At 28.6% G+C, this 17,750-nt stretch carries 11 protein-coding genes; 9 read left to right on the top strand and 2 right to left on the bottom strand.

Features of this window, described 5'->3' with window-relative positions:
• Positions 1-52 precede the first annotated feature (52 nt).
• Complete coding sequence (locus HMPREF9630_RS00135) at positions 53-1,015, bottom strand: papain-like cysteine protease family protein (protein WP_009526517.1); 963 nt, start codon at positions 1,013-1,015, stop codon at positions 53-55.
• A 958-nt stretch (positions 1,016-1,973) separates the two neighbouring features.
• Between HMPREF9630_RS00135 and addA the strand changes: the two genes are divergently transcribed.
• From addA to HMPREF9630_RS00150, 3 genes are all read left to right on the top strand, one after another.
• Positions 1,974-5,492, top strand: coding sequence for a helicase-exonuclease AddAB subunit AddA (gene addA, locus HMPREF9630_RS00140; protein ID WP_009526518.1), 3,519 nt, complete (start codon positions 1,974-1,976; stop codon positions 5,490-5,492).
• Positions 5,493-6,067: 575 nt separating this feature from the next.
• Complete coding sequence (rny, locus tag HMPREF9630_RS00145; RefSeq protein ID WP_176662124.1) at positions 6,068-7,609, top strand: ribonuclease Y; 1,542 nt, start codon at positions 6,068-6,070, stop codon at positions 7,607-7,609.
• Positions 7,610-8,050: 441 nt separating this feature from the next.
• Positions 8,051-9,076 (top strand): threonine aldolase family protein, encoded by a 1,026-nt coding sequence (locus HMPREF9630_RS00150; protein WP_009526520.1) that lies wholly within the window; start codon positions 8,051-8,053, stop codon positions 9,074-9,076.
• A gap of 345 nt (positions 9,077-9,421) precedes the next feature.
• On the opposite strand, the gene HMPREF9630_RS00155 is transcribed toward HMPREF9630_RS00150, so the two are convergent.
• The gene (locus HMPREF9630_RS00155) at positions 9,422-9,808 is read right to left on the bottom strand and encodes a type II secretion system protein (RefSeq protein ID WP_009526521.1); all 387 of its coding nucleotides are present in this window, start codon (positions 9,806-9,808) and stop codon (positions 9,422-9,424) included.
• A 320-nt stretch (positions 9,809-10,128) separates the two neighbouring features.
• Here HMPREF9630_RS00155 and HMPREF9630_RS00160 point away from each other — a divergent pair, with 320 nt between their 5' ends.
• From HMPREF9630_RS00160 to aroC, 6 genes are all read left to right on the top strand, one after another.
• Positions 10,129-11,406 (top strand): L-cysteine desulfidase family protein, encoded by a 1,278-nt coding sequence (locus tag HMPREF9630_RS00160; RefSeq protein ID WP_009526522.1) that lies wholly within the window; start codon positions 10,129-10,131, stop codon positions 11,404-11,406.
• Between the two features lie 236 nt (positions 11,407-11,642).
• Positions 11,643-12,806: a dicarboxylate/amino acid:cation symporter gene (locus tag HMPREF9630_RS00165; RefSeq protein ID WP_009526523.1), complete on the top strand. Its 1,164-nt coding sequence runs from the start codon at positions 11,643-11,645 to the stop codon at positions 12,804-12,806.
• 393 nt (positions 12,807-13,199) lie between these two features.
• Positions 13,200-14,210, top strand: a complete 1,011-nt coding sequence (gene aroF / locus HMPREF9630_RS00170) for a 3-deoxy-7-phosphoheptulonate synthase (protein ID WP_009526524.1) — start codon at positions 13,200-13,202, stop codon at positions 14,208-14,210.
• A gap of 77 nt (positions 14,211-14,287) precedes the next feature.
• Positions 14,288-15,376 carry a 3-dehydroquinate synthase gene (gene aroB / locus HMPREF9630_RS00175; RefSeq protein WP_009526525.1) on the top strand — a complete coding sequence of 363 codons (1,089 nt, stop codon included), beginning with the start codon at positions 14,288-14,290 and terminating at the stop codon, positions 15,374-15,376.
• A complete protein-coding gene (gene aroA, locus HMPREF9630_RS00180) occupies positions 15,369-16,667 on the top strand; it encodes a 3-phosphoshikimate 1-carboxyvinyltransferase (RefSeq protein WP_009526526.1) in 1,299 nt (432 codons plus the stop codon). The genes aroB and aroA overlap by 8 nt, the downstream gene beginning before the upstream one ends.
• Positions 16,645-17,727: a chorismate synthase gene (gene aroC / locus HMPREF9630_RS00185; RefSeq protein ID WP_009526527.1), complete on the top strand. Its 1,083-nt coding sequence runs from the start codon at positions 16,645-16,647 to the stop codon at positions 17,725-17,727. Before aroA ends, aroC begins: the two co-directional genes overlap by 23 nt.
• The last annotated feature ends 23 nt before the right edge of the window (positions 17,728-17,750 follow it).

Raw genomic sequence — 17,750 nt, forward strand, 5'->3', positions numbered from 1 at the left:
AATATAATCCGTTAAAAAAAACGGATTATATTTTTGAGATTTATCATAAAATTTATTTTGTATTTTTTACTTTTTCAACAATTATATATGGTTGAAGCTGATATGGTTTTTCTGCAACTTTTCTATCTTGCCACATATAAAACCATCTTTCCAAAGGATAGAAATAATATCCGTCTTGCCAATGGTCTGAAGTGTCATATGGATCGGCAAATATCAATATGTCATCGCCTATACTTGGAGTATTGTTGTTGTCATAGCCTATTATTGCCTGCCAATGTCCATCCCAATCTCCCCATTCCACCATTATAGGTCTACCTGCTTTTAGATGTCCTGTAAGCCATTTTACAAAATATGAATCTTTTGCATCATCTACCCATTTTTCAGTATCACTTTTATTTTCTGAAGAATATAAACTTGCACTTACAAAAGTAGGTTTGATGTTACCTACATCAGATGGAGTTATAAGGTCATTTTTTGAAGTGAGCTGTTCAGGCTTAGGGTTAGCTATATAACTTGTTTCTACTACTTTTACATCCTTTGAATTACTGAAAAAATTATATAATTGTTTAACATTTGTTCCGAATTCATAGAAGTTATTTGCGGAACCAGGTTTTGCACCTTTTGTATCTCTATCAACAGAAGAGCCCATCAATTCTGCAAGTTTCATCTCATCATAGCCTTTTATGCCATAGTGTTCAAGAACCATAAGAGCCATTGCATCACCACAAGACCATTCTGTAGTTTGTTGCATAGTTTTGAAGTTTGAAATTATTGTAAGTTCATTATCTGACTTCATATTATAAAAATCAGGAGCCTTATAAAATTTTGAATTCTTGTTATCACCCTTGTTTGCATAATTATCCGCACCTGTATTTTCATCAAAATCTTTACCATTTATAGTTTCAGACTTTACAAAATTTTTTATGCTTTGAGATTTTTCTTCAGCAATAACAGGAAATGTAAGTCCTGCCAACATACAAACAGATAATACTAATGCACCCAATTTTCTTTTCATTAAAAAATTTCCCCCTTTAAAAATAAATTTGATTTAATTACCTTAAAAAATGAATATTTGTATTATTTATAAACACATATTTTTATTTATGTGAAGATAGAAGTATTCATTATTTTATAAGGTAACAGCATAATATCCATATTTGATCAAAATTATATAGCATTAAAAATAAAAATAAATTTTAACATTTATATTTTAAACTACGAAACTTTAATCGCATAATGGTATAATTGCAAAATGCAATTCAGATAATTATAACAAATTATTTCAGAAATTCAAGAAATATTATTAATGTACATAATATATCAGAATATTTTTAAATAAATAATAGAAAATTAAATCAAAAATTATATAAAAATGAAGAATTTTTTATAATATAATTTATTTTTTATATATTTTTATGCTTTTATTTTTAAAATTATTATCTCATATGATTAGAATAATAAGAAAAATTTTAAATTATTTCTTTAATATTTAGAAATATATTATAAAATATGATAACTTATAGAAATAAATATTTAAAAATTTTTAATAAAAACATATAAAAATTGTTATAGATATTTGATAAAATATACATATAAGTTTATAATATCTGTGAAATATATTTGTTATATTCTCTTTTTATACTAAAAGTTAATATAATAATGTGTATTATTGTTTTTAAGAATTTATTAGATAAGTAAAATCAAGTATACTTAAAATAAATGACTTATTATAAAGTTTATTCATTAATCAAACTAATATTAGTATTATACTGTTATTAAATTAAATGTAGATATTTTTTAACATTATACTAAAATATATTTTGATTTGGCACTTTTTTACAAATGCTTGCAAAATAAGTATTTATAAAAGAATTAGCAATTTTTATTATAAAACAATTTGAGAATATCTTATTTTAAATGTATTTTAGCATTAAATCAGATTTTGTATAAGATAATTACATAGGGGAAAAGTTATGAAGTGGAGCATAAATCAGCAAGACGCTATAAACACCAGAGGAAAAAATATACTTGTATCGGCAGCCGCAGGCTCAGGGAAAACGGCAGTGCTTACGCAGAGGATAGTTGATATTATAATAAAAGAAAAAATAAGTATAGATTCTATGCTCATACTCACATTTACAAAAGCTGCTGCAAACGAGATGAAAAGTAGAATACAAAGCAGATTATATAAGTATTTGCAGGAAAACAGCAAAGATATACATATAAAAAATCAGATAGGGCTTATAGGACAAGCTAATATATCCACAATGCACGCATTTTGCGTGGGACTTTTAAGAGAAAATTTTGAAGTATTGGATATAGACCCCAATTTTACATTGGGAAACAATTCTGTGATAAGCATATTAAAAGACGAGGCTATACAAGAAATATTTGAAGAAAAATATGAATCACAGGACGAAGATTTTTTAAACTTGGTAAATATATATTCCAAAAGAAATGATGACAGCTATCTTATAAATATAGTATATCAGATTTATACCTTCATTCAAAGTAAAAAAGAGCCTATTAAATGGCTTTATGAACAGGCGGAAAAATATAATATAAAAAATATAAATGACAGTGAATATATGTCAGTTATGAAAAAAGATATAAGGCTTAATATTGAGAGTTTAAAAAGTATAATTCAAAATGCAATAGATTTGTGTAAAAATGCAAATTTAAAATACGAAGAAACATTAATTCAAGATATGGAAAATCTCATATATTTGGAACAAATCCTGCAAAAAGATTATGATTTGTTTATAAAAGAAGTGTCACAACTTAAATATCCTAAACTTAAATCCATTAGAAAAACTGAAGACGTGGATATGAGTGAAGTTGAAAAAGTAAAAAATATAAGAGATTATCATATCAAAAAATATGGATTTGAAGAGTTGAAAAAACATAATATAACCACTTCTATATATGCCAAGCAGATGAAGGATTATTACCCTGTAATATTGAGTCTTTGCAAGCTTGTGGAAGAGTTTGAAAGCAGATATATGGCTGCCAAATTGGAAAAAAATATATTTGATTTTAATGATTTGGAGCATCAGACTCTTAAAATATTAAGCGATGAAGATTGTGCAAATAAGCTTGAACAAAAATATAAATATATTTTTTATGATGAGTATCAAGATTCCAATGAGGTGCAGGATACTATAATACAAAAAATCGCATCTAATGATAACTTGTTTTTTGTAGGGGATGTCAAGCAGTCCATATATAGATTCAGATTGGCTGAACCTCAGATATTTATGGATAAGTATGAGCTTTACAAAACAGATGACAACAGCAAAAAAATAGACCTTTCAGAAAATTTTAGGAGTAGTAGTGGAGTTATAGATTTTTGCAATATGATTTTTGAGAAAATTATGACAAAAGATGTGGCAGGAATTGAATACGATGACAGTGCAAGGCTCAAATATCACACAAAAAAATATAAAAAAAGCTGTGAAATAATAAAAAATAAAAAACTGGCAGACCAAAATATAAAATTTAAACTTTATCCGAAAAGCTCTGTAAAAATAAATATCTTAACAAATATTGAAGAAAAAAATAAGTATTCAGACTACGAAATAGAAAATGATATAGATATATCCGATTTTGAAGATGAAGAACTTATGGCAGAGCTTACAGCCAAACAGATAATAGATATGATAAACAGCAGAAAAAATATAAATTACAGAGATATTATAATCTTAAAGCGCTCTTTAAAAGGCAGTGTCAATATCTATTCAAGAGTGTTTAAAAAGCATAACATACCTCTGTTTATAGATTATTCTCAGGCTGTTTTTGAAGTTTTGGAAGTATCATTGTTCATAGATTTTTTGAAAATAATAGATAATATAAGGCAAGATGAAGCATTACTTGCAGTATTGTTGTCATCTATAGGTAAATTTGACATAGACGATATAACAAAGATAAAAATTTATGATATGAAAGAAAAATATTTTTATAACATATTTTTTAAATATGCAAGAGAAGTGCAAGATGAATTATCGGAAAAAATTGCGAAATTTATAAAAAAGATAGAAAATTATGCGGATATAGAAAGATATATGCAGCTTGATGAATTCATAGATTATATTATGACGGACAGCTCGTACAAAGATTATATAAGCACTATGCCTCAAGGAGAAATGAGAGTTCAAAACTTGGAGATAATAAACGAAAAAGCAAGAGAGTTTATACAAAACGAAAATAAATCTTTGTTTCACTTCCTCATGTATATAGATGCCATATTAAAAAATAAATCGGATGATATAACGCCGAAATCAATATCTAAAGAGCAAAATTTGGTAAGACTTATGTCCATTCATAAATCAAAAGGCTTGGAATCTCGTATAGTTATAATAAATGACTTGCAAAAAAAATTCAATATGCAGGATAAAAACAAGGCGATATTGCTTGATGCAAAATATGGAATAGGCAGTAATTATGTGGATACACAAGACGATTATTATATGCCCACGCTTGCTAAAAAAGCTGTTTTATCAGAATATGAATCAGGAGCAAGAGCAGAAGAGATAAGAATATTATATGTGGCACTTACAAGAGCAAAAAATGAGATAATATTAAATTCAATAGGCAAAACGCCATATTATAAGCTTATGGAAAATATAAGAACAGGTTTTTTTCCAAAAGGCTTGGACAGCATAAATAATTATCAAGATTTTATATTATATGCCATAGCTGATGACATAAGAGATAACTTATCTCATACTAAATTATATCAGTTTAATGAAATAGAAATAAAAGATATAATATTGTCAGAAGAAGAAAAAACGGATGTAAGACAAAAATTTGAAGATATGCTTAAAAATATATCGCTAAGTGAAGAAGAAAAAAAATTGATAAGAGAAAAATACACATATGACTATGAATACAAAGATTATATAACAAAACAGGTTAAAACTTCCGTAACATCTCTTGCGAAAAAAAATATTGAACTTAAATCGAAGTATATTGTAGAAAAATTGTTTGATTACGATTATCATAAAAAACTCAATGATTTTACACCTGAAAAAATAGGAACACTGAATCACTTATTCTTGCAGCATATAGATTTTAAAAAAGACTATACTTCGGATGATTTGGAAAAACAGCTTGCAGATATGATAAAATCAGATTTTATAACTCAAGAAGAAAGTGAAGTTATAAACTTGAAACAAGTATATAATTTTATAAAATCAGACATAGGAAAGAGAATAAAAAAATCTCAAAATATATATCAGGAAGAATCTTTTATAGACAGCTATGACGGTACATTGTTAAGCGGTGTGATAGACTTGTTTTTTGAAGAAGACAATCATTTGGTACTGCTCGATTACAAGACGGATTCTGTAAGAAAAGAAGATGTGAAAGAGCATGCACAAATGTATAAAGAGCAGATAAATTTATATAAAACAGCGTTAAACAAGGCATTTGACAAAGAAGTAAAGCAAAGCTATATATATTTTCTAAGTGTGGGAGAGATAGTCGAGATATGATGAAAAAACATATTTTGAATTGTCAAAAATAATTTGAGCCTATCTTAATTTATACTAAGCACTAATTAAAAGTATATTATAAAATGTCCTTAAAAGTTATATTTTTTCAAAATAATAAATATATAAAATTTAGAAATAATATGATTTTTAACGGAGTTTGGTATTAAATAAAATGTAGCATAAAATTGAATTTTTATAAAATAAAAAAGATTTTTTGAAGGTGTAAAATTATATGCGAAAATATATTTTTCGATATAATTTTATAACCTTTTCTTGACATTATTTTTCATACATATTACAATTATAGAGTAGTTTTTGTTTTTAATTATCTGAATGTAAATATTAAAAAGTGAAAAAATATTTAAATCTTTAAGAAAGGAAGTAATCAAAGGCATAGTAAATCTTATGTTTAAAAAGCAGGTTCTAATTTAAAGGATTAAGTTCAAAATTCCATTTACAATTATTTTAATTTTGAAAAATAAATGTTTTAAAAATTGGCAAAATATTTAATCTTTAATGATTATACTTTTAATGTTTGTGATTATTTCCTGAAAAGATTTTAGGAGGTGGTCATTATTACAGATTTAAAAATTTTATTTCCATGCTTAATCACAGCTGTTATTTTCTTGGTAATAGGCTTTTTTATAAGAAAATACACGTCTGAGAAGAAAATTGGAACAGCGGAAACTTATGTCAAAGAATTAATTGAAAAATCTCAAAAAGACGCAGAAGCTCAAAAGAAAGAAAAGATAATTGAAGCTAAAGAAGAAATTCATAAAATGCGTAATGAGTATGACAAAGAGTACAAGGATAGAAGAAATGAACTACAAAAATTTGAAAAAAGATTAGTACAAAAAGAAGAAACTCTCGACAAAAAGATATTGCAGGTTGAAGAAAAAGACAAAAAATTGGCGGATGTAAAAACTCAACTGATTGAAAAAGAAAAAGAAGTAGACGAAATCAAGGAACAACAGATAAGAAAACTTGAAGACATATCAAATCTTACATTAGACGAGGCAAAAAAATATGTCCTTGAGATTTCTGAAAAAGAAGTGAGATATGAGCTGTCCGCAAAGATTAAAGAACTTGAAATGCAAGCTAAAGAAGAAGCTGACAATAAGGCAAGAGAAATTGTTGCTTATGCTATACAAAGAGTTGCAGCCGAGCAAGTATCAGAAACTACTGTAAGCGTGGTAAATCTTCCAAATGATGAAATGAAAGGAAGAATTATAGGTAGAGAGGGTAGAAACATAAGAGCTATAGAAAATCTTACAGGTGTGGATTTGATAGTAGACGATACACCTGAAGCTGTCGTATTATCATCTTTTAGCCCTATAAGAAGAGAGATTGCAAGATTGGCTTTGGAAAAATTGATTGCAGATGGAAGAATACATCCGGCAAGAATAGAAGAAATGGTTGAAAAAGCTAAAAAAGAAGTGGATAAGGCTATAAAAGAGTATGGCGAAAAAGCACTTATGGATACTGGAATATATGGTGTACATCCTGAAATTGTAAAACTTATGGGGATGTTACATTATAGAACAAGCTATGGACAAAATGTACTCAATCACTCAATAGAAATATCACATCTTTGCGGAGTTATTGCATCAGAACTTGGTGCAGATGTAAAGATAGCAAAAAGAGCAGGACTCTTCCATGATATAGGTAAAGCTGTTGACCATGAAATGGAAGGAACACATGTAGAAATAGGGATGGATTTATTAAAGAGATATAAAGAATCTTCAGAAGTTATACATGCAATGTCAACACATCATGGTGATTATGAGCCTCAAACAGTTGAAGCGGTAATAGTTACAGCGGCCGATGCAATATCAGCTGCAAGACCGGGAGCAAGAAGAGAAACTCTTGAAACCTATATAAAACGTCTTGAAAAATTGGAAGAAATAGCAAACTCATTCACAGAAGTAGAAAAATCTTTTGCAATACAAGCAGGTAGAGAAGTAAGAATAATGGTAAAACCTGAAAAAATAAGTGATGCTTTATTACCAAAACTTGCAAGAGATGTTTCAAAAATGATTGAAAAAGAAATGGAATACCCGGGTCAAATAAAAGTAAGCATAATAAGAGAAACAAGAACGGTAGATTATGCAAAATAGATAGTAAATATTTGATTAATTAATATGTATTTTGAGAGAATTTATTTTTCTTGAAATACATATTTTTTATATATTGATTTTTATACTATTATCAAATATTAATACTTATACTAAACTTCTATAAAATAACTACATAAAAAAGAAGAAACTAAGATATAATATACTTTAAAAAATATGGTTAAAAGTGTATCTTTAAGGCGTTGAGTAGTAGTATCTATTTAATGGAATATTAATACTTAATAGAATTATGAGTGTATTTAACGAAAAAATCCATGATTTATACTAATATCCAATTAAATAGACACTTTATAGTAGTACGTGTTATTTCAAATAGATTTTAGTATTAAATAACGCTAATAATTTATTACATTAAGATATTCATAAATTATGATTTGTATTAATTTTATATCTACATTATAACAAAGTAAAGGAGAAGATAATATGTATAGCTTTTTGAACGATTACAATGAGATTGCCCACGAAAGAATATTAAAAGCCATAATTGAAAATAATTATGTTCAAACATACGGATATGGAGAAGATGAGTTTTGTGAAAATGCAAAAAATATAATAAAACAAAAGTTTGAATGTGAAAACAGCGATATATATTTTTTTATGGCAGGAACACAGACCAATTTGACAATAATAGATTATATGCTGAAATCATATGAAGGTATTATAGCAACAGATACGGCACATATAAATGTGCATGAAGCAAGCGCAATAGAAGCGTGTGGACACAAAATAATTACAGTGCCAAATAAAAATGGAAAGTTGTTACCTCAGCAGATAGAAAAAATATATACAAAGCATTTATCAGACGATCATATGACACTTCCAAAAGCAGTATACATATCAGAAACAACAGAATTAGGCACAATATATAAAAAACAGGAGCTTGTAGATATATATAATGTTTGTAAAAAGTATGGACTTTATTTGTTTGTAGATGGAGCAAGGCTCGGCAGTGCACTTACAGCGAGAGAAAATGACATCAAAATAACAGATTTATCTAAATACAGCGATGTGTTTTACATAGGCGGTACAAAAAATGGGGCAATGCTCGGAGAGGCACTTGTAATAAATAATGAGGATTTAAAGCCGAATTTTGTAAGACAGATGAAATGCAAAGGCAGTATATATGCCAAAGGGAAAGTACAAGGAATAGAGTTTTACGAATTGTTTAAGGATGATTTATATTTTGAGCTTGCAAGACATTCCAACCATATGGCATACAAGATATATGACAGCTTGCAAGATGATTATGAGTTTTTGGAAAAAGTACAATCCAATCAAATATTTATGATATTAAAAAATGATATATTAAAAGAACTCGGAAAAGAGTTTGTATTTTCAAAAGTAGAAAGTATAGATGAAAATAAGACTTCGATAAGACTTGTAACATCATGGGCGACAAAGGAAGAAGAAGTTGATAAGCTTATAAAATTTTTGAAAAAATATATATGAGATTAAAAATTTATATTATGAATATAATAGAGATATCATTATCTAATTAAATATGAATGTTTTTTAATATGATGCTCAAATATATTTTGCTTGGAGAATTTTTTATAAATATAAGTAAAGCAGATTTTTATAAAATAGTGTTAGTTTCACTTGCAAAATAATTTGAGCATATTTTATGCTAATATATAATGTAACAGTATAGATAACTTGTTTAGTACTAAAACTATCTTCTGTAAATAGCTATGTAATGTTAAAATGTAAAAAACATAAATTTTTCAACTACATAATTATAATGTACTTGAAATTACTATTTAGCATCATTAATAATGGGAATGTTATTATTTATTAATCTTTTTTATCGTTTTCTTTTTTCTTGAATTCTTTTGTTTCGCCTTTATCTATAAACGTTTTTCCGCCTGCAGATACAGTGACTTTTTTAGCTGTATCAAATTCTACTGTAAATTCATCGCCATTATATTTTGATTTTGGCATAGTACCGTAAATTTCTTCTATGTAGTTTTTCAGTTTTGTTTTATCAGTATCTTTATTTTCTATGTAATAAGTTTTTGCCTGTTGTTCTAATTGCAATGCGACAGCCAAATCTGTATTATATTTTTGTTTATCTACTATATTCATATACATTGGTATAGCTACAGAGCTTATGATTACTATAAGCGAAACGGCTGCTATTATTTCCAACAGCGTAAATCCTTTTTTCTTTCTGATTTTCATAAAAACCCTCCTTGGCCAAAATTATGTTTCATATTCAAAGTTAATATAAATGGTGAATATTCTTGCTTTTAATGTTAATACTCTCAATAGAATAATAGATAATTTATGGTAGTATTGGTTTACACCAAAATTATTACAGGATTTATTCATAATAATTATAGCATTTTTTACGTACTTTTAAAATATATAATTTTAATATCTAAACGTTAAAAAAATAGCAAAAATTGATATTTTTTACTTATAAAAAAAGATATTTTCTTTTTTTGTAATATAGTGTATTATAGTGGAGTAAACAATTTATTATAGGAGGTAAGTTTTTTATGCAGGAAATTAGCAGACAGCTATTAAAGCTGGTCTATCAGGATGTAAAACCGGCTATCGGGTGTACCGAGCCTGTTGCTGTAGCTTTTGCAGGGAGTGTGTGCAAAAAATACGTAACGGGCGGTATAAAAAAAATTGTATTGACTACAAGCAAAAATATTTATAAGAACGGCAAGTCGGTAATGGTACCACATACTAACGGAAAAGCTGGATTAAAATTGGCATTTTGTCTTGGAGTTTTGTTTGGAGACGAGAGTAAAAAATTGACAGTTTTATCTGATGTTAATGAACAGAATTTGTCAGAGACATTAAATTTTATGCAAAATTGTGATATTTTGGAGGAAATAGAATGCGAATCTCCAAGCATATATATAAAAGCGGATGTTATAACTGAAAACGAAGCTATACAAGTAATAGTTGCAAGTGCACATACTAATGTTGTACTTATTAAAGTCAATGAGGAAATTATATTCAGCAAAAATATTTGTGATACTTCATCTTCTGATGATGAGCTTGTAAGTGAGCTTGATTTTGATAAAATCATACAAATATCTGATGATATAGATTTTGATGAGCTTTTTTTATTAAAAGAAGGCATAAATATGAATATCAAAGCTTTTCACGAAGCATTGGAAAATACATATGCACTCAATATAGGTAAGACTTTAAAAGATTTGCAAGATAAAAATATATTGGGAAATGATATAATAACAACAATAAGGATAGCCACTTCATCGGCAGCGGATATGAGAATGGGTGGAGGGAATTTGCCTATAATGACGAGCGGTGGTAGCGGAAATCAAGGAATAGGGGTGATACTTCCTTTATACTTGGTTGCTGAAAAAGAAAATGTAGGCGAAGAAAAAATGTTAAGAGCCATATTCCTTGCAAACGCAGTAAATAAATATGTAAAATTATACAGCGGTAAATTGTCAGGAATGTGCGGTTGTGCTATAGGTGCAGGTGTGGGTGTATGTGCAGGTATGACATATATGCTTGGTGGCAACAACGAACAGATAAAAGGCTCATGTAATAATTTGCTTGCTAATTTGACAGGTATGATATGTGACGGAGCAAAAGATAATTGTTCACTTAAATTGGCATCTTCTGCAAGTGAGGCTGTAATCAGCTCATATTTAGCATTAAACGGTGTTATAGTCAATAAAAATGTCGGAATAATAGGCTGTGATATAGAAAATACTATAAAAAATGTTGGAATATTATGTAATCAAGGTTTCAAATATTCAGATGACATAATGCTTAATATAATAAGATGACTTTTATATTACCAACGCACAAGCAATTATACAATTTTAAAATAATATAACTAATGTTTTCTAAAATTCTGTGAACAGCTTTATAATTTATTAGATTAAAAACAATATTTTCTACAATACTATAATATTTATTCATTGTTTTATGTAGAATAAAAAATTATAATATATTCTTATATTAAATTTTGTAAATATTTTTACTTAAAACGTATTTATTTTTATATTAAGGAGGCATTATAATGAGCAATGAAAAAAAAGACTATTTAATAGTCAAACTTATTTTAGGTGTAATTATTGGTATAATAGTTGGGATGAATGTCAATGAGAGCATAATACAAATATTTATGTCTTTGAAGCAGGTACTCGGACAAATTATATTCTACGCAGTTCCGTTAATAATAGTAGGTTTTATAACACCGGCTATAACAGGGCTTAAGCAAAATGCCAATAAATTACTTTCAACAGCGCTTTTTATAGCTTATTTATCATCTATAGGAGCTGCATTTATGTCTATGATTATGGGATACATACTTATACCGGGACTTAATATATCAAGTGATGTAGAAGGTCTTAGAGAATTGCCGGAGATGCTTTTCTCATTAAAAATAGACCCTATGTTTTCTGTAATGACAGCACTTGTTACATCAATATTATTCGGTTTGGCAATAATATGGACTAAATCTCAAACACTTGAAAACATATTTAACGAACTGAACAACGTTATGATGGAAATAGTTAAAAGAGTTATAGTTCCTATACTTCCGTTTTTTATAGCATCTACATTTGCTTGTCTTGCATATGAAGGTGGAATAATATATCAATTGCCTGTATTTTTAAAAGCGATTGTAATAGTAATAGTTATGCACTATGTATGGTTGTTTGTGCTTTATTCTATCGGAGGAGGTATTGCAAAAGCTAATCCTCTTGAAGTTATAAAACATTATGGTCCGGCATATCTTACAGCACTCGGCACGATGAGCTCTGCTGCAACATTACCGATGTCACTTGAATGTGCTCGAAAATCATCTGTACTTGACAGAGAGATAGCCGATTTTGCTATACCTATAGGTGCAACAATACATTTATGCGGTTCAGTTCTTACAGAAGTATTTTTTGTTATGACTGTATCAAAAATACTTACAGGTTCATTGCCTTCAGTTTCAACAATGATATTATTTATATTACTTCTTGGAATATTTGCCATAGGTGCACCTGGAGTTCCGGGAGGTACAGTAATGGCATCTCTTGGACTTATAATATCAGTTATCGGATTTGATCAAAACGGTACTGCATTGATGCTTACAATATTTGCACTACAAGACAGTTTCGGTACGGCTTGTAATGTTACAGGCGACGGTGCTATAGCGCTTATGCTTACAGGATTATATAAGAAACAAAAATAATTTTTAAAAATGTTTTATTAAAATTACAAGACTTTAAAATATATTTACAAAATTTATAACGCTTTGAATTTGAAATCAGTATTATAAAAATCATAACCATATATTAAAAAAATTGGTTATGATTTTTTGCTTATAATATTAAAATACAATAGATTAATAGAAAAATAGTGTTGTGTAAATTTAATAAAATATAACACTCTTTATGGATTTCTTATATAAATGAATCTATTATTTATAAATTTTATACTGCTTTCTAATATTTATACATCTTGACAATAATTTATGCATATTAAGGTTTTGTTAAATCGAGTAAAAAATTGAATATATTGAAAGTTTGTGCTATACTCAATTTTAAGTTTTTGTTGTATATAATTAAAAAATGAAAGGCAAGTTATGATAATAAAATTTAAAAAATCTGCAACTATTGAGCAAATACAGGCATCTAAAAATTGGCTTATAAAGAAAGAAATCAGTTTTCAAGAAATAGATAGCGACAACTATACATTATTGCTTTTAATCGGTGATACTTCGCATATAAGTATAGATACAGTACAGGCTTTAGAGGGTGTTGCAGAAGTAAGAGTGATACAAGAACAGTATAAGTTGGCAAGTAGAACATTTAATCAATACGATACCATAATTACTTTGGATAATGGTGTGAAAATAGGTGGAGAAAATTTTTTGGTTATGGCAGGTCCTTGCTCAGTAGAAAGTGAAGAGCAGATAATGGAGATTGCAAAGTCTGTCAAAAAATCAGGCGCAAATGTGTTAAGAGGAGGAGCATTTAAACCGAGAACATCCCCATATTCATTTCAGGGAATGGGAACTGACGGTTTAAAATTGCTTGAAATTGCAAAAAAAGAAACCGGGCTTGCAATAGTAAGCGAAATTATGGAAGCATCGCAGTTGAAATATTTTGAAAATGTGGACATACTTCAAGTCGGAGCAAGAAATATGCAAAATTTTGAACTTTTGAAAGAACTTGGAAAAGTAGATAAGCCTGTTTTATTAAAAAGGGGTTTATCCGCCACATATCAGGAGCTTCTCATGAGTGCGGAATATATCCTCGCTGGTGGAAATAAAAAAGTAATATTGTGTGAAAGAGGAATAAGAACATTTGAAACAGGTACAAGAAATACTCTTGATATAACAGCAATTCCATATCTGAAAATGAAATCACATCTACCTGTAATAGCAGATCCCTCTCATGCGGCAGGACTTAGTCAGTATGTAGAGCCTTTATCTATGGCATCTACAGTATCGGGTGCGAACGGACTTATAATAGAAGTGCATAATGATCCTAAAAATGCGTTATCTGACGGAGCACAGTCTATTACACCTATACAGTTTGATTTACTTATGAAAAAGATAGTTAAATTAAGAAAAGTTATATTAGATGATTAAAAGACTAAACATAATTTAAAAAAATAATTGTCAATTATAAAATTGATGAGGCATATAAATTTAAATAGGGATATATTATGAAAAATATAGATGATTTTATAGAAGTAGCAGTAAATACTGGTGATGAATATAAAGTTATGATTGGAAATGATTTATTAAATAAAACAGGAGAAATTTTATCAGCTCTCGGCTTTAAAAAAATTGCAATTATAACAGATAATAAAGTTTGGTCCATATATAAAGAAGAACTTGCAAAATCTCTTAAATGCTTAAATATACATTATGAAGTATTGATATTTTTGCATGGTGAAAATTCGAAATCTGTACAAAACTATTTGAAAGGAATTGATTTTTTAGCGGAAAATAATTACAGACGAAGTGATGCTTTATTGGCATTTGGTGGAGGAGTTATAGGAGATTTAGGTGGATTTATATCTGCAACATACCAAAGAGGAATGCAATTTGTACAGTTGCCGACGACATTACTTGCTGGAGTTGATTCATCTGTAGGTGGCAAGACCGCCATAAATCTAAAACAAGGTAAAAATCTGCTCGGTGCGTTTAAACAACCTAAAAAAGTTATATGCGATTTAAGTCTGTACAAAACTATGGATAAAAAATATTTTTTGGACGGAGTTGCAGAAACTATAAAATATTCTATATTATCAAGTAAAGAGATGTTTTATGAATTGCTTTCACCTATAAAACAAGATGATTTAAGGCTTGAATACTTAGTAAAGCGTTGTGTAGAATATAAAGCGAAAATAGTAGCCTTGGACGAGCAGGACAATGACATAAGAAGATTACTCAACTTAGGGCATACAATAGGACATTCAATAGAAAAATTGAGCAATTACAGTATAACACACGGTTTTGCTGTTGCAATCGGAATATGTTATATAGCAAAGTTGTCATATGTGTTAAATCTTATCACAAAAGAAACTGCCAAAGATATAGTAAACTGCATAGAAAAAAATGACTTGCCTATTTCAACGAATTTTACGCCTGAAGAGATATTTCAAAACAGTATTTTAGACAAAAAATGTGAAGATGATACTATAACTGTTATATTAATCCAAGATATAGGCAGTTGTGTATTAAAGAAAATATCTCTTTTAAAATGGAAACAATACATCAAATCGGCAATGGAGGCAAATCTTGATTAAGATAGAAAATATTCAGCTAAATGGTGGTATAGATGCAGTGTCGTCAAAATCCATGGCGCATAGATACTTGATATGTTCAGCTTTATCTGATTTCAGCTCATTATTATATATTCCAAATATATCTGATGATATAAAAATGACCATCGATTGTTTGAAAAAGTTAGGTGCAGATATAAAAATAGACGGAAGAATTTTAAAAGTAATACCTATAAATATTGATAAATTAAAAAAAATAAATGAAGTATTGAAATTTAATATGGGAGAAAGTGGAACTACATTCAGATTTATGCTACCTGTAATCACATCTTTACTTGATAGATGCGAATTTGTAGGTAGAGGAAGATTACCGCAAAGACCTATAAAAGAACTTGTAGATATTATCAAAAAATCCGGTTGCCTTATTTCTTCTGATAAATTGCCTTTTAAAATCACTAATAAATTCAGATTTAATAATGTGGACATAAGAGGAGATATAAGCTCTCAATATATCTCAGGATTATTGCTTTGTGCACCTATGCAAAATGAAGATGTGCGAATAGATATTATAAGCAAGCTGGAATCGAAACCATATGTGGATATGACAATCGATGTTATGAAAAAATATGGTATAGAAATTGTGCAGGAAAAAAAATCGTATTTTATATCAAAAAATAACAAATACACTAATAAAGGCATATCCGATATTATACAAAAAATAGAGGGAGATTGGTCGAATGTAGCATTTTTTTTAGTTGCAGGAGCAATAGGAAGCAAACAGGTAGAAATAAAAGGACTTAATCTCAATTCAGTGCAAGGCGATATGAAAATATTGGAAATTTTAAAAAAAATTGGTGCAAAAGTGGATATAGATATTAATTCAGGCGTTGTAAAAATAAGCAAACATACATTAGAGCCAACAGAAATAGATATTTGTGATATACCTGATTTATTGCCTATATTGACTGTTTTAGCATCAGCTTGTATAGGAAAAACGAGATTTTATAACATATCAAGATTAAGATTAAAAGAAAGCGACAGAATAAAGAGCAGTGTCGATATGATAAACAGTTTAGGTGGGATAGCAACAGAAGAAGAAAATTCACTTGTTATAGAAGGCAAAGGATATTTAAAAGGTGGAGAGGTATCGTCATATAATGACCACAGAATAGCTATGTCATCTACAATAGCATCAATAATATGCGAAAATCCTGTTATATTGGACGAAGAAAATGCAGTTAATAAATCATATGTAAACTTTTATGAAGATTTTGAAAAACTTGGAGGCAGATATGTCATCATTGATAGGAAATAAGTTAAAAATAGGATTGTTTGGTGAATCGCACGGCAGCCATATAGGAGCTATTGCATACGGATTTCCGTCAGGTTTTGAAATATCTAAAGATGAACTGAATAAATTTTTAAGCAGAAGAAAAACAGGACAAAATAAATTTACAACACAAAGAAAAGAAACAGACGATTATGAAATAGTATCAGGTTATTATAATGACAGAACAACAGGTACACCTTTTGCTGTAATAATAAAAAATAACGATGTAAACTCCAAAGATTATGAGCAGTTGAAATATAAGATGAGACCTTCACACGCAGATTATACAGGACATATAAAATATAAAGGATTTGAAGATAATCGAGGAGGAGGACATTTTTCCGGAAGAATTACAGCACCTCTTTGTGTAATCGGAGGTATAGCACTTCAAATATTAAAATCAAAAGGTATAGAAATATATGCACATATAAAATCTCTTTATGATATAGAAGATGTACCAATAGAAAAAGTAAGCATAGAAGAACAAAAAAAGGTTTGTGAAAAAACATTAGCTTTTTTTGATGATGAAAAATTGGAAGAAGCAAAAATATTATTGGAAAATATAAAAAAAGAGAAAAATTCAGTAGGTGGAATTATAGAATTGGCTGTACATGGAGTAAAAGCCGGTATAGGAGATCCTATTTTTGATTCTGTTGAGAGCAGATTGTCATCAATGATTTTTGGCATACCTGGTGTAAAAGGCTTGGAATTTGGATGTGGTTTTGGCTGTTCGAAAATGAAAGGCTCTTTGCATAATGATCCGTTTGAAATAAAAGACAGCAATATTGTAACAACTACAAACAATTCAGGAGGAATAAACGGAGGTATAACAAATGGAATGCCAATAATATTAAGAGCAGCAGTAAAACCTACAGCATCAATAGGACTTGTGCAAGACACAGTTGATATAAAAGAAATGAAAAATACAAAATTGGAAATTATTGGTAGACATGATCCTGCAATAGCAGTAAGAATAGTTCCTGTTTTGGAAGCTGCTGTTGCAATATCAATGTTGGATATGATTTTAGAAAATACGGACATATAAAAAAATTACAGCATAAAATATAA

The organism is Peptoanaerobacter stomatis, from assembly GCF_000238095.2.
Taxonomy (GTDB): Bacteria; Bacillota; Clostridia; order Peptostreptococcales; family Filifactoraceae; genus Peptoanaerobacter; species Peptoanaerobacter stomatis_A.